This is a genomic window from Anaerophaga thermohalophila DSM 12881 (assembly GCF_000191885.1).
GTDB classification, from domain to species: Bacteria; Bacteroidota; Bacteroidia; order Bacteroidales; family Marinilabiliaceae; genus Anaerophaga; species Anaerophaga thermohalophila.
The window spans coordinates 89,958-104,015 of record NZ_AEWI01000013.1; the positions used below are offsets into that span (position 1 = coordinate 89,958).

A 14,058-nucleotide genomic window follows, 5' to 3' on the forward strand; every position below is an offset into this window, starting at 1 on the left:
TAAATGATTTATTTCCTGGAAAATTTTATCTCATTTAACCAACTGTTTCCCTACGCTGTTATTATACATCTCAGGTGCAAGGGTTTGTTCTCAGCCCCAAATTCGGAGCACCCCTAACAGTGTTCTACAAATTTAATAAATTAAATCAACAGCATTACTCTAAATCGAGAACTATTGAAATATTTTCTTTTACCAAATCAGCCACTTCATCAGGTAATATACCGATCTTTTTGGTCAACCGTTTATTATCAATTGCCCTGATTTGGTCAATCATAATGTCGCACGCCTTATGGAGATTAGCCATTCCTTTTTTCAAATGTACTCTTAAAATATCCGAATCGTGTCGTACATTAGTAGTAATGGGACAAACAATGGTTGATGGATGTGGAATTTTATTGAGTAAATCTGTTTGAACAACTAAAACCGGTCTTGTTTTTCCCGGTTCAGTTCCAACCCGGGGGTTTAAATCTGCAATCCAGATTTCGAATTGTTTAATCGCCATAGTCAATTTCCTCGAAATCTTTTAATACAGACATTGAATCATTTTTTACTACTTCAGATTCTTTCTTAAGCTTCTCCTCAAGAATCTGTTTACGCTGCACTTTATTGTAATGCTCTATTGCTTCGTTGATGTAACGGTTACGTGGCTTTTTAATCCTGGCAAGTATTTTTTCTGTTTCGCCGAAAATCGAGTCATCAATCTTTAAGGATACTGTTTTCATGATATTCTATTGTTACATATTACTGCTGAAAGTATATTACAAATATATATCTTTTTGGAGTATCATTCAAGTATAGTAAATATTGTTTGTAATTCTAAATCCACGAATGTTCTTTGGAATATCGCATCATCTGCTCGGCATACCCTTCGCTGTAATCAGGTATTACATCCAAAATGTTTCCATCATTATCTTTTTCCAGCCTGTAAACAGGATTTACAAATCCGCTGTAGGGGGCAAGATTAAGTTTTTTGTATCTTTCGAGGACTTCGGCATGAAGATTTCTGTCAATTTTTACACCGTAGTTTTCAACGAGTTGCCTGGCGGTTTCAAAATCCCCTTCCGATTTTACCCGCTGTATTTCAGCAAGTAATTGGGCAAATAGTTCACGCAAAGCCTGATAATTATTGATGGTGAAATAGGTTTTACCGTTTTTGACTTTCCTTTCAATTACATTATCGGCTTTACCTTTTTCGAAACACCACGATGCGATGAGCTGGCGGTTACGCATATGAGCCTCTTCAATATTATCACCGGGTTGAATACGGGTGATCTGCGTCAGGAGTCCGTTCCTGATGTAATTGTCGTATTCGGCTTTAAAAGCCTCTTCATCGGGTAAAAGTCCCAATTCAACCAGTTTATTGTCGGCAATAAAATACAAAGCAAATAAGTCGGCGCGGGTTTCTTCAATAACAGCACCGTAAGCTTTCAATTCGTCGCCGGTAACCCCTTCCAGCAGTTGTCCCGAGCCATGCCCCAGGCACTCGTGTAAGTCAGTATGCAGGTTGCCGGCCATAAAACCATATTTATTGTGGCGTTCAATTTCTTCCTGTGAATAACAAAACGCTTCTAAAAAACCGGTTCCTTTGGCAGCCTCATCATAAGCATAAGTAATGTTTTCAATGGTTACCGACTTTGAGCCATACTCTTTACGGAGCCAATCGGCATTGGGGAGATTAATGCCGATAGGGGTGTGCGGATAACAGTCGCCGCCCAGCATAGCAACATTAATTACTTTGGCCGAAACGCCACGAATCTCTTTCTTTTTGAACCGCGGATCGGTTGGAGAATGATCTTCGAACCACCGGGCATGGGCACTGATTATCTCCGTTCGTCGCGAGGCTTCAATATTTTTGAAATTCACCACGCTTTCCCAGCTTGCCTTAATGCCAAGAGGATCACCATAGGTTTCTATGAAGCCGTTAATAAAGTCGATCCGCGATTCGTTATCCTTCAACCAGGCGATATTATAATCGTTAAAAACCCCCAAATCGCCGGTTTTGTAAAAATCGATGAGTAACGAAATAATTTCTCCCTGAGTTTTATTTTCAACGACTGTCAGTGCTTTTTCAAGCCACCCGACTATTTTTTGGATTGCCGGGGAGTAAAGGCCTCCAATCTTCCAGACTTTTTCAACAAGCCGTCCGTTTTCTTTAACCAATTTTGAGTTCAATCCATGCGAAAGCGGCTTCTTTTCTTCCGGGCTTTTTTTGGATGCATAAAATGCTTCGGCTTCCTGCCGGGAAACACCTTCGTAATAATTATTGGCCGAAGTCGCAATCAGGTCTTCATGTTCGGCCTGGTTCACACGTTTTGCATCAACAGTGGGGTCAAAGAGGATGGGGATCAGTTTTTCAACAAGTTCCTTTTTTGTTTCTCCGTTGTTAAGGGGAAGTTTTTTATCATCAATATTTCCGATTGTCTGTTTAAAGAATTCAGGGCTAAACCCGGGCTCTAATTTGGCAGTAGAGTAATGGTGGTGAATACCGTTGGAAAACCATACCCGTTTAAGAAAAACTTCAAAAGACAGAAATTCGTCCGAAGAACGGTTGCCGTTAAAATTTTCATAAATAGCCTCCAGCGTCCTGCGAATAGTCAGATTATGTTTATAATTCTGGTCGAAAAGGATATCACGCCCTTCAATGGCTGCCTGCGACAAATAATAAATCAGTTTCTTCTGTGGTAAAGTCAGTTCTTCAAACCCGGAAACAGGGTAACGAAGAATGCGTAAATCGGCAAATTGTTCTACAACGTATTGAAAATTATTGTTTTGCATTATATTTGCTTTTGTGTGATATCTGGTTTTATTACAGTTAACTGTACGATACTTTCAGCATCGCATTTCAAAGCATTAACCTATTGTAAATCAAAGTAGGGTTTAATAATATCAACCAGGTACTGAGGAATCCTGGTAGGGCGACGGGTTTGGCTATTCAGAAAGGCCAGCACCGTTTCGCCTGTCACCAGTAATTTTCCCGTTTCGTTGTAGATGTTGTATTTAAAGCGTATTCGTGCTGTCGGGAATTCTTCAACATAGGTCTCGATGGTCAATTCTTCATCGTAAACAGCCGGGTGATGGTATTTGATATGAAGCTCGGAAAGCGGCAGGAGGATACCTTCCTGTTCTATTTTACTATAGGGCAGGCCCAGATTGCGAAACAATTCTGTCCGGCCCACCTCAAAATATCTGGAGTATACGGCATTATTGACGATACCCATTTGGTCGGTTTCACCGTACCTGACACGTATTTTTGTAGTATGTTTAAGCATAAAAAATTAGTTAAAAGGAGAATCCGGTTCTTTAGCCATGTGATTGTATGATAATTTTTCGATAAGTGACGGCCACCATTTGTTAATAAAAACAGTTAATTTGCCTTCTTTAAAAGTCAGAACAAGGGTTCTTTTACGTTTTATTATAGCTTTGGCAAGATGTCGGGCCACCTCTTCGGCGGTCATCATTTTTTCTTCGGCACGAGGGGTTTCGCCCTGTTGACTTCCGTTGGCTGTCAGTGCCGATTTACGAACGTTGGTACCTGTAAACCCCGGAGCAGCAAGAAGGACATGAAGTCCGTTTTTCAGATTTTCTGTTCGCAGGGTTTGAAGAAAACCGTGCATGGCAAATTTGGACGCCGAATAACCTGTACGTCCGGGTAATCCAATAAACCCTGCTATAGAAGAAATGCCAACCACCGAACCTTTGACCGCCAAAAGATAGGGCAGGGCATATTTTGTGCAATAAACAGTTCCCCAGAAATTGACATCCATAACTTTTTTCAGAACACTCAGGTCTGTATCGATAAAGAGGGCACGCATAGAAATGCCGGCATTGTTGACCAGTATATCAATTTTTCCAAAAATGATTTACCGTTTTTTCTATCAGGTTTCTGCAATCTTCTTCTTTGCTCACATCGGTGGGAACGACCAGGACATCATGGCCCTGACCGGTCAATTCTTTTTCTATTTCCTGAAGTTTGCCGACATTGCGGGCAGCCAGCGATATTTTTGCTCCCCGTCGGGCAAATTCCCTGGCGCATGCCAGTCCTATGCCCGATGATGCGCCGGTTATTATTATGACTTTGTCTTTCATCCGTATAAAATTAATCTAAGTCATTGGTCTGATGGAACTCGCATGCAAGAACTTATACATATTCTTATTGTGACAATCTTTGCCATGCTCGTTTCATCCGTATAAAATTAGTCTAAGTCATTGGTCGAATGGAACTCGCATGATTGATTTATACATATTCTTATTGTGGAAAACCTATCTGTGTTCATTTCATCTTAAATCTTATATCTAAAAATCTGATAATCTATTAAGGCAAACTTTGCCATGCTCGTTTCATCAGAGAAAAGCAATTGCAAAAATGATGTTTTTTGATGAAAGAAAGAAACAATTAAGTTGTTTACAATGGCAAAAAAGAACAGACAAGTATTGATTATCACTTAAGTTAAGCGATACGAGTTGTGCGAAGTATCGCTCGCTCCACTGCCAAAATGGTGGCCGAAGGGCCAAAATACACAGGCCTCCTTACGACTATGCGGGTGAATACATCGGCAAAGTAACCAGGAGAATTTTTTATCGTCAGCCGCCATCGCATGAAATCGTTTAAAAACTGGCCTGAACAAAAACGGTAATTTCTGAAATAACTGTTGTAAAACACACATTTTTTCTTTCTGATTTTATAGTAATAGTGGTTTAATTCTGCTAATTTTGCGGAAAATTTTCTTTAAACACCTTTAATCGTTGGATTCTTAGATGAAGGATGTGAAATAATTCGTATACTTTTGATATACTGCATTTCAACAGTCAAAAGTCTTAAATCACGACCAATTGATTTGTATTTTATTGTATGTTTTTAATTATGTATTGTTTTTTATATGAGTGCAGTCTAAAAAGCCTTTTGACCCCTAAATCCTCTAAAGGGGACTTTTTCAAACTGCTGATTTTTAGCACTTCCACTTTAGGGGTCAGGGGTAAAAACGGTAAAAATCAGCAGTTTGAAGGCTTTTTATACTACACTCTTATATAATACAGAAACCTCTTTATTAGTCCGGCTTGATTTTCTGAGTGGAAAGGATGTAAATTGTTTGCAATAAAAAAAAATATGAAATAAAAATATATTTTTATTATGAAACCAACGCATATTGAACACATCGGCATTGCCGTAAAAAGTCTTGATGAAGCAATACCCTTTTACGAAAAGGTTTTTGGATTGAAATGCTATGCAGTAGAAGAGGTAGCCGACCAAAAGGTGAAAACCGCCTTTTTCAAGGTAGGAGATACCAAGATAGAGTTACTGGAATCAACAGATAGCGAAGGACCTATAGGTAAATTCATAGAAAAGAAGGGAGAAGGCATTCATCACATGGCCTTTGCAGTAGAAGACCTTGATACAAAGCTGAAGACCGCGGAAGAACAGGGCGTACGTTTGATTGATAAACAACCCCGCAAAGGCGCCGAAGGACTTAACATTGCATTTTTACATCCAAAGTCAACCTTTGGCGTTTTGACTGAATTATGTGAAGCCCCGAAATAAGGACTGTCACAGTCCTTATTTTTTTGAATAAAATATGGAATTGTCATACAAACAAAATTTTTAAATATGTCAAATCAGGATAAAATAACACACTTAATTGAGTTGCGAAACCAGGCACGGCTTGGCGGCGGAGAAAAAAGAATTGAAGCTCAGCATAGCAAGGGAAAATTCACTGCCAGAGAGAGGATCGAGATGCTTCTTGACGATGGTAGTTTTGAAGAATTTGACATGTTTGTTACACACCGCTGCACTAATTTTGGCATGGAAAAGAAAAAATTTTTGGGCGACGGTGTTGTTACGGGACATGGAACAATAGATGGTCGGGTTGTTTATGTTTTTGCACAGGATTTTACCGTGTTTGGTGGCTCATTGTCCGAAACGTTTGCACAAAAAATATGCAAAGTTATGGATATGGCCATGAAAGTGGGTGCTCCCGTAATTGGAATTAACGACAGTGGAGGAGCCAGAATTCAGGAAGGTGTAACTTCACTGGCCGGATATGCCGAAATTTTTGAGCGAAATATTCTTGCTTCCGGTGTTATTCCTCAAATATCAGCCATTTTCGGACCTTGTGCCGGAGGTGCTGTTTATTCACCTGCACTGACCGATTTTGTCATGATGACCGAGCAAACCAGTTATATGTTTGTTACCGGACCTAAAGTGGTAAAAACCGTGACCGGAGAGGACATAACCGTTGAAGACCTTGGCGGAGCTCATGTTCATTCAACCAAGTCGGGTGTGTCCCATTTTGAACTGGAAAACGAGGAAGAAGGCATTATGCTGATACGGAAACTTCTGTCATATCTTCCTCAAAACAACCTGGAAGAACCGCCCCTGATTGATTCAAGCGATCCGATTGACCGGTTAGACGATAGTCTGAATACGATTATTCCGGACAACCCCAACCAACCGTACGATATGAAAGAAGTCATCTACACCATCATTGATGACGGTGAGTTTCTGGAAGTTCATCGCAATTATGCCAAAAATATTATTGTAGGCTTTTGCCGAATGGGGGGTGCCTCTGTAGGTCTCGTTGCCAATCAGCCGAATTTTCTGGCAGGGGTGCTTGATTCCGATGCTTCTCGTAAAGCTGCAAGGTTCGTGAGATTCTGCGATGCGTTCAACATCCCTATATTAACATTGGTTGATGTTCCCGGATTTCTGCCGGGTAGCGGTCAGGAATATGCCGGTATCATTTCTCACGGTGCTAAACTGATGTTTGCTTATGGAGAAGCCACTGTTCCCAAGGTGACTATTACACTGCGTAAATCTTACGGCGGTGCTCACGACGTGATGAGTTGTAAACAACTTCGTGGCGATTTGAATTATGCATGGCCATCGGCTGAAATTGCTGTTATGGGTGCATCAGGTGCTATTGAAGTATTGGAAGGCCGTGCGGTTAAAGAAATAGAAGACCCCGAAGAAAAGAAAAAATACATCGCCAAAAAAGAAGAAGAATACAAAGAAGCATTTGCAAATCCCTACAAAGCAGCTTCTTACGGTTATATCGACGATGTAATCGAGCCGCGCAATACACGATTCCGTATTATACGTGGCTTCCAGAGTCTGCAGACGAAAAAATTGACAAATCCGCCTAAAAAACACAGCAATATACCATTGTAAAACCGGAAACACTTATGATTCATATACTCGAAGCTGTCAACTGGACACAGATATGGGTAATTACTGCTGTCGGATATTCAGTAGTTTTTACTGCCCTGGTTCTTCTGATATTTGTTTTCAGGTTGGTGCCTAAGGTGCTCAATCTGCAAATGAAACGTAAACTGAAGAAAGAAGGAAAATATGTAGAAAACCATGGAGAGGAAGAACAGTATATTGCCGGAGAAGTAAATGCCGCCATAGGCCTGGCACTTTCTCTCTATTTCAGTGAAATGCATGATGACGAAAGCAAAATTATTACCATTAAAAGGGTGGAAAGAAGATACTCTCCGTGGAATTCGAAGATTTATAACATTAATAACATTTTACCAACAAGAAGATAGCAATGAAGAAATTTGACTTTTCCATAAACGGGAACAAATATCATGTCGATGTGAAGGACATTGATGATAATATTGCCACCGTAGAGATTAATGGAACGCCTTATACAGTAGAAATAGAGCAAGAGGTAAAAAAGGTAAAAACACCTAAGCTGGTAAGGCAGGAAGTAAAACCAAAACCGGGAGAAGGACATATTATCAAGAAACCATCCACAGGCGGACATCAGATTTTGGCGCCATTGCCGGGAAGTATTTTTAAAATTCTTGTAAAAGTAGGCGATGAAGTTAAAAAAGGTGATACCCTTATGATCATGGAGGCCATGAAAATGGAAAACAATGTAATGGCCGACAAAGAGGGTACCGTTAAAGAGATTAAAGTAAAAGAGGGTGATGCGGTACTTCAAAGCGATGTATTGATGGTGATTGAATAGCATATTTGTTCCGATTGTTTAATCCCGGAGCTGTTTTAAGCTTCCTTCAAAGTTATTTTAACGTGAGAAAATTTGTAACAGTATTTACAGTATTGGGGCTGCTTTTCATGGTTTCGATATTGACCGGAGGCAACGCAACTGCACAGGATGTTTTGCCCGACAATGTTGAAAGCAGTAGTGCCCTTGTCAAAGGCCTGAAAACGTTCTGGCACTATACCGGTTTTTCTGGTGTTACCCTGGGAAACCTGATAATGATCGTGGTTGGACTTTTCTTTATTTTTCTGGCCATAAAATTTAATTATGAACCTCTTCTGCTGGTTCCCATCGGGACCGGTATTTTGCTCGGAAATATCCCGTTCGTTGAAGGATTCCAGATTGGGATATACGAAGAAGGTTCGGTTCTCAACTATTTATATTTTGGAGTGATGAAAGGAGTCTATCCGCCGCTAATATTTTTGGGGATAGGCGCAATGACAGACTTTTCATCCCTGATATCCAATCCTCGTCTGATGATTTTGGGAGCTGCTGCCCAAATTGGTATTTTTGCAACATTTATTGGAGCAATGGCACTCGGATTTGAAATTCATCAGGCAGGAGCAATTTCTATTATTGGTGGTGCCGACGGGCCGACTGCCATTTTTGCTTCTTCCAAACTGGCACCTCAACTGATCGGGAGTATCGCCATTGCTGCTTATTCATACATGGCACTGGTACCTGTTATTCAGCCGCCTATTATTCGGCTGATGACATCAAAAAAAAGAGAGGTTGATAAGGATGAAGCCGCCCCGGGCTGTGTCAAAAACAGAGAAAATACTCTTTCCGTTAATCGGGTTGTTGCTTACGCTTTTCATCTCACCAACGGCGCTTCCACTATTGGGAATGCTCTTCTTTGGAAACTTATTGAAAGAGTGTGGTGTTACCGAACGTTTGGCTGAAACTGCCCGAACCAAGATGATAGACATCGTTACTATATTGCTGGGGCTAACAGTTGGAGCATCAACTCAGGCTAATGTATTCCTTACAGGAGAATCCATAATGATATTTGGATTGGGAGCCGCCTCATTCGTCGTTGCAACAGCCGGTGGTCTTTTGTTTGCCAAAATAATGAACCTGTTTTTAAGGAAGGATAATAAGATCAATCCGATGATTGGCGCAGCAGGCGTATCAGCAGTCCCCGATAGTGCCCGCGTTGTCCAGCACGAAGGGCTTAAAAACGATCCGTCTAACCACCTGCTCATGCATGCCATGGCCCCCAATGTTTCGGGCGTAATCGGTTCCGCCGTTGCAGCAGGGATGATGTTGAGTTTTCTTATGTAATGATGAGTCCGTTTCTGAAAGTTTCTTATAGAAACAGACTCAACAATATAATCCTGCTAGTAATTGGTTGATTGAAAAGGGGTCTCCACTGTTAGTGGAGGCCCTTTTTAATTCTTTCCTAAGTGGTGTCTGTCCATAAATTGCCAAATTCTGTGTTACGCTTGCCGCCAATATTGAATTGTTGACACAATTAATAGCACAAACCACAACTCTCTCATAATAAAAACCTTGCGCCATTGCGTCACGGCGTTTAGACTTTATTAAACTGACTAATTTATTTTCTGAACAGGCTCTACTTAAGGTCCGATGAAAAAGTCAGCAGGCCCTAAGCTGAATATCCGGAAAAATCCCCCCGTCACTGTGCCAATATTACATGACACACCGAAGAGGAGGCAGCAGACAGAAAACCGGGAATATAATATTCGACCTGCCAGTTAATTATTCAGCAATAAACCCTTCGATACAAAAATCTTATCGAACAAATAATTGTTTTTATCAAGCGCCCAATTATCGGGATGTTGGCTTGACATAATCAACGTGGAATCTTTGTCAAATTCGGCTTCTATTACTGATATCAGTCCATTTCTGTCTTTTATGGTAAGTTTATGAGTAATATTTTCGGGTTTATTATTAGCAAACGATCTGACCTTCAGATTCCTGATATCTTTTAAATAGTCAGCCACAGCAGCAGAATCGGCCGGTACTTCACCAATCACCCATTGGCCGTCTGTTTGGGTAAGAACAAACGAGCTGTCACCGGGAACTTTGAATGAAAGTTCAACGGGATATTTGAAGTCGTTTTGCAACGAAAAAAGTGATTTATCTCTGAAATGATTTACATCAGCTCTAATCAGGGAAGAAAGAAAACCTTCAACAGCAAACACTTCATCTTCCCCCTTTCTGCGGATATAAGTACTCATGGTGCCGGGATTCTGACGCATATAAGGATTACGTTGTCTCATCTGTGCAGCCATGGGCGACTGAATATAGGTGAAACGACCGATAATCAGGTCTGCCAGAACGTTGTCGTCATTGTAAAATGCTACCTCCATGCCGGCTGAGTCGGTCACTTCAAATTGTTCCCATCTGTCTCTGCTTTGTGTGGCCATCCGCATGGGCTTGAGCTGACTCATTGTCTTCAGGGTGCGCTTAATAGTGCTTGAATCGGCCATAAATTCTTTTTCGGAATTCTCGGATTTTACTATCCATTTGCCATTGGCCTCCTTACTCATGACAATGGCCGGATCATCATTTCCCCGTTGAGATATCACAATCTTGTCACATTCCTCCGGCACAAAAGAAACCAGGTTTTCGGGCAAATTACCAACACGTTTGGGTTCGGTAATTTTATGAATGGTAAAAACGACTAACAGAACGAAAAAGACAATTGATAATGTCCTTATATTCATTTTACTTAGCATAGCTCTCCTCCCTTCTTTTATTTCTGATGTTTATATTTTTCTGATATCTGACTATCCCGATAATGATGACCAAAAGCAAGGGCAGCCCAAAATTCAGGATTTTAAGCCAGGTTTGTTTGCTTTCATTTATCTGGTCTAATGGACGATGTTTAACAGTTTTAGTTCTTAACTGCATCAAACCGGTATCATCATTCAAATAATCCACCGAATTGACAAACAATGAAATGTTATCGGGTTGTAATTGCCTTGCATTCTGACCTGTGCCATTGATGACGAAATCACCGTCGGTGAAAACAATAATGTTTCCGCCCTGCTTCCCGTTCTCAGGACTGACCAAAGCAGCTACAGGAATGCGGGAACGACTGAAATCCGACTCGCTCCATTCTTTTTCGAAATTGAAGAATACAGGAGCCGTCCTGACATCTGATTGTTTACCTGAATAGGCCAGAGGAACAAAATTAACTGTAGTATCAGCCGGCTCAAGGGAGCTGGCAAATTGAAGCATAACAGCACTCAATCCTTTCACAACCGGATGATCTGCAAATTCAGAAATAACGGGAAGAAAAGGAAAGGATACCGGGGTATTGATCATAAACGGACCTTGTTGTTGTCTGATGGTAACACTGCCGCAACTGGCATCAATAAGAAAGTCAGAGTTTATCTTTACACCCTTTTTTTCAAGCCAGTCACTCATCCCGGTATAAAGGTCTCTGCCCATTCCGGTTGAAAAATTGGCTTCAACCTTGTTTATTGCGACGACTACATTACCACCATTTTCAACGAACGTGTTAAGTTTTTCAAAATGAGCAGGAGGGATGGTATCGGCAGGACGAACCCAAATCAAAGTTTTGTATTTGTCGAGGTTTACTGAATCTTCCAGTGTTATGGGTTCCGGGGTATAAAGAACCTGTAATTCGCTGGTTACTTCACTCATTTCCTCCAATGTTGGCTCTCCATGACCGGCTATTACACCAACAGGCTGTTTCTCAGGAATTGTCATCTTTTTTATGGCCATGGTCAGGGCATATTCCATCTGAGAACCGGGCTCCAGAAAAGGGATTACTTCGGTAGCTTCGCCATAGTTGATAACAGCGCCCATATAAGCCCTTTTCTGCACAGACTGGTTCTTTTCCCGTGAAGAGATCACCAATGGCTGAATGCCATTTTGCCGGGCTTCATTTTCCAATTCATCACTTTCGTTTGGATTAATGAAGGTGAAAACCACTTTATTATCCGACCGTGTTGCATACTCTTCAAGAAGATTCATGAAATCCTGACGCATACGGTCGAATTGCGGTTGCAGGTCTTCCGAAAAATAGGCTGTAACCGTAACCGGGTCCTGTAAATCTCCAATAATATCAAGCGTGCTTTGGCTAAGAGTGTATCGCTGATCTTCTGTGAAATCAAGACGTACAAAGAAGTCTGTGCTAATCAGGTTAATTAAAACTACAATACCTGATAGCAGTACCAATGTATATTTTAGCTTTGTTTTTGTCATTTTTTCAATACTTTAATTAAGGTTCTTCTTCAACAATGAAGCTTCTGCACCGGTAAGCGCTAAAAATATAACAGACAGGAAATAAATCAAATCACGACTGTCAATAATGCCACGTGTTATATTGTCGTAATGGTTTCGAAGGTCGAGGTATCCGAAGATATCTCCGATAGTACCGTCAAAAACCGATGAGAGCATACTGAAAAGTATCTGGAAAAAGATTCCTGTTATCAATGCCAGCAAAAATGCTACAATCTGGTTTTGGGTGAGACTGCTGGTAAAGATGCCAATACTGATGTAAGCCCCGCTCATCAACAGGAGTCCCAGATACCCGGTAATGGCCGTACCATGATCAATCGGGCCTAAACTGGCGATGGTAACATACCAGGGTAATGTGAGAGCGAGACTAACCGCAACGAGCAACCATGTGGCAAGAAACTTCCCTGCAATAACCTGCCAGTAGGTGACAGGCTTGGTCAGAAGAAGTTCTATGGTACCTGTTTTCAGCTCTTCTGCAATATGTTTCATGGTAAGAGCCGGGATGAATAGGAACAGAGTCCAGTAGGCTGTCTGAAAAAATGGCCTCAGACTTGCAGTATTGATATAAAAAACATCCGTTCCGTAGAGCCATGTAAAGAAACCTGTAAGTCCAAGAAAAACAAAAAGCATAATATAGGCCATCAGAGAATCGAAATAGCTTCGGAACTCTTTTGAAGTAATTATTAATGTCTTGTTCATGGGGGATAAGTTTTAATGTTCTGTGGTTACTTCGCGGAAGATGTCTTCCAAATTCTTTTCAAAAGGAGTGAGTTCTGTCAGATACCAACCATTCTTCACGCATAAGTCGAAAATGTCTTTGGTCGAACTTTCACCGGCTTTGCTTTGGATTTCAAAACCGCCCTTTTTATCGTTACGGAAATCGACAACAGCTACCTGTGGAAGTTCCTGCAAAGCTTTAAATACTTTATTATCATCGCTTTCTCCTTCAATGGAAACATGCAATATTTCATTGCCACGAGCTTGTTGCCTCAATTCCTCCGGTGTACCGTCAGCAACAAGCTGTCCTTTGTTGATGATGAGCACACGATCGCAGGTAGCTTCAACCTCGGCAAGAATATGAGAACTTAGTAATACGGTTTTTTCTTTACCTATCTGACGGATAAGTTCGCGTATCTCTATTATCTGATTGGGATCAAGGCCGGTTGTGGGCTCATCCAGTATCAACACTTGCGGGTCGTGGACCAGTGCCTGTGCCAGCCCGACACGCTGACGAAATCCCTTTGAGAGTTCACCTATTTTCTTGTGTTTTTCCGAATCAATACCGCAAATCCGTATCATCTCCCTGACTCTTTCTCTTAGCTTTCTGCCATCGAGCCCCTGAAGTTTCCCGGCAAAAATAAGATAATCAATTACCGGCATATCGCCGTAAAGGGGATTGTTTTCGGGCAGATATCCAATGGTTTGTTTGGTTCTTTCCGGATTTTTAAATACACTGACGCCATCAATCAAAATATCTCCTTCCGAAGGCGTAAGGAAGCCTGTGATGGCCTTCATTGTAGTCGTTTTTCCGGCACCATTGGGTCCTAAAAAACCAAGAATTTCGCCCGTTCTCACTTTAAAAGTGAGGTGGTCGAGTGCTTTCTGAACACCGTAGAAATGACTCAATTCTTTTACTATGATTTCCATTTTGTTTGTTTTGTTTGTTGATTACTTGCAAAAAAGACATAAAAAAACCGGGTAATAGAATTCCTCTAATACCCGGGTGAAAATTTTATAGATATAGGTCTCTGTTAATATTGCAAACTACTGTAAAAAACTCAATCCCCGGGCAAAAAATCATTGCATCAACCATGGA

16 protein-coding genes, 1 pseudogene and 1 riboswitch are annotated in these 14,058 nt (G+C 41.0%); of the genes and pseudogenes, 7 read left to right on the forward strand and 10 right to left on the reverse strand.

The annotated features are described in order from the left end of the window. Positions 1–30: 30 nt before the first annotated feature. A riboswitch (TPP riboswitch) is annotated at positions 31–125 on the reverse strand. Positions 126–154: 29 nt separating this feature from the next. The 6 genes from ATH1_RS0105390 to ATH1_RS22150 form a co-directional block, all read right to left on the reverse strand. Then, the gene (locus ATH1_RS0105390) at positions 155–502 is read right to left on the reverse strand and encodes a type II toxin-antitoxin system PemK/MazF family toxin (RefSeq protein ID WP_010418641.1); all 348 of its coding nucleotides are present in this window, start codon (positions 500–502) and stop codon (positions 155–157) included. Continuing rightward, entirely contained in the window at positions 492–722 is a 231-nt protein-coding gene (locus ATH1_RS0105395) for a ribbon-helix-helix domain-containing protein (protein WP_010418644.1), read from the reverse strand. Before ATH1_RS0105395 ends, ATH1_RS0105390 begins: the two co-directional genes overlap by 11 nt. A gap of 94 nt (positions 723–816) precedes the next feature. Then, complete coding sequence (locus ATH1_RS0105400; protein WP_010418646.1) at positions 817–2,775, reverse strand: dipeptidyl-peptidase 3 family protein; 1,959 nt, start codon at positions 2,773–2,775, stop codon at positions 817–819. Positions 2,776–2,855: 80 nt separating this feature from the next. Next, the gene (locus tag ATH1_RS0105405; protein WP_010418649.1) at positions 2,856–3,269 is read right to left on the reverse strand and encodes an acyl-CoA thioesterase; all 414 of its coding nucleotides are present in this window, start codon (positions 3,267–3,269) and stop codon (positions 2,856–2,858) included. A 6-nt stretch (positions 3,270–3,275) separates the two neighbouring features. Then, positions 3,276–3,812 carry an SDR family NAD(P)-dependent oxidoreductase gene (locus ATH1_RS18975; RefSeq protein ID WP_010418651.1) on the reverse strand — a complete coding sequence of 179 codons (537 nt, stop codon included), beginning with the start codon at positions 3,810–3,812 and terminating at the stop codon, positions 3,276–3,278. Positions 3,813–3,840: 28 nt separating this feature from the next. Beyond that, a complete protein-coding gene (locus ATH1_RS22150; RefSeq protein ID WP_010418653.1) occupies positions 3,841–4,086 on the reverse strand; it encodes an SDR family NAD(P)-dependent oxidoreductase in 246 nt (81 codons plus the stop codon). Between the two features lie 763 nt (positions 4,087–4,849). On the opposite strand from ATH1_RS22150, the gene ATH1_RS22565 reads away from it, so the two are divergent. The 7 genes and pseudogenes from ATH1_RS22565 to ATH1_RS22435 all read left to right on the forward strand — a co-directional run bounded on the left by ATH1_RS22565 (position 4,850) and on the right by ATH1_RS22435 (position 9,287). Continuing rightward, the gene (locus tag ATH1_RS22565) at positions 4,850–5,029 is read left to right on the forward strand and encodes a hypothetical protein (RefSeq protein WP_081467423.1); all 180 of its coding nucleotides are present in this window, start codon (positions 4,850–4,852) and stop codon (positions 5,027–5,029) included. Positions 5,030–5,128: 99 nt separating this feature from the next. Beyond that, the gene (gene mce, locus ATH1_RS0105415; RefSeq protein ID WP_010418656.1) at positions 5,129–5,536 is read left to right on the forward strand and encodes a methylmalonyl-CoA epimerase; all 408 of its coding nucleotides are present in this window, start codon (positions 5,129–5,131) and stop codon (positions 5,534–5,536) included. A gap of 66 nt (positions 5,537–5,602) precedes the next feature. Further along, the gene (locus ATH1_RS0105420; protein WP_010418659.1) at positions 5,603–7,162 is read left to right on the forward strand and encodes an acyl-CoA carboxylase subunit beta; all 1,560 of its coding nucleotides are present in this window, start codon (positions 5,603–5,605) and stop codon (positions 7,160–7,162) included. A 14-nt stretch (positions 7,163–7,176) separates the two neighbouring features. Next, entirely contained in the window at positions 7,177–7,542 is a 366-nt protein-coding gene (locus tag ATH1_RS0105425; protein ID WP_010418662.1) for an OadG family protein, read from the forward strand. A gap of 2 nt (positions 7,543–7,544) precedes the next feature. Then, a complete protein-coding gene (locus ATH1_RS0105430) occupies positions 7,545–7,970 on the forward strand; it encodes a biotin/lipoyl-containing protein (RefSeq protein WP_010418664.1) in 426 nt (141 codons plus the stop codon). Between the two features lie 251 nt (positions 7,971–8,221). Then, positions 8,222–8,662 (forward strand): annotated as a pseudogene (locus tag ATH1_RS22430) (sodium ion-translocating decarboxylase subunit beta); the annotation flags it as partial. Between the two features lie 82 nt (positions 8,663–8,744). After that, a complete protein-coding gene (locus tag ATH1_RS22435; RefSeq protein WP_280959757.1) occupies positions 8,745–9,287 on the forward strand; it encodes a sodium ion-translocating decarboxylase subunit beta in 543 nt (180 codons plus the stop codon). A 434-nt stretch (positions 9,288–9,721) separates the two neighbouring features. On the opposite strand, the gene ATH1_RS0105440 is transcribed toward ATH1_RS22435, so the two are convergent. From ATH1_RS0105440 to ATH1_RS0105455, 4 genes are read right to left on the reverse strand one after another with little or no spacing between them, the layout of a single operon-like run. Continuing rightward, on the reverse strand, positions 9,722–10,696 hold the full coding sequence (locus tag ATH1_RS0105440) for a DUF4340 domain-containing protein (RefSeq protein ID WP_245531718.1): 975 nt from the start codon (positions 10,694–10,696) through the stop codon (positions 9,722–9,724). A gap of 1 nt (position 10,697) precedes the next feature. Beyond that, positions 10,698–12,206, reverse strand: a complete 1,509-nt coding sequence (locus tag ATH1_RS0105445) for a GldG family protein (protein ID WP_010418670.1) — start codon at positions 12,204–12,206, stop codon at positions 10,698–10,700. Between the two features lie 12 nt (positions 12,207–12,218). Continuing rightward, positions 12,219–12,941, reverse strand: coding sequence for an ABC transporter permease subunit (locus tag ATH1_RS0105450; RefSeq protein WP_010418672.1), 723 nt, complete (start codon positions 12,939–12,941; stop codon positions 12,219–12,221). A gap of 12 nt (positions 12,942–12,953) precedes the next feature. Continuing rightward, complete coding sequence (locus ATH1_RS0105455; RefSeq protein ID WP_010418675.1) at positions 12,954–13,889, reverse strand: ATP-binding cassette domain-containing protein; 936 nt, start codon at positions 13,887–13,889, stop codon at positions 12,954–12,956. Between the last annotated feature and the right edge of the window lie 169 nt (positions 13,890–14,058).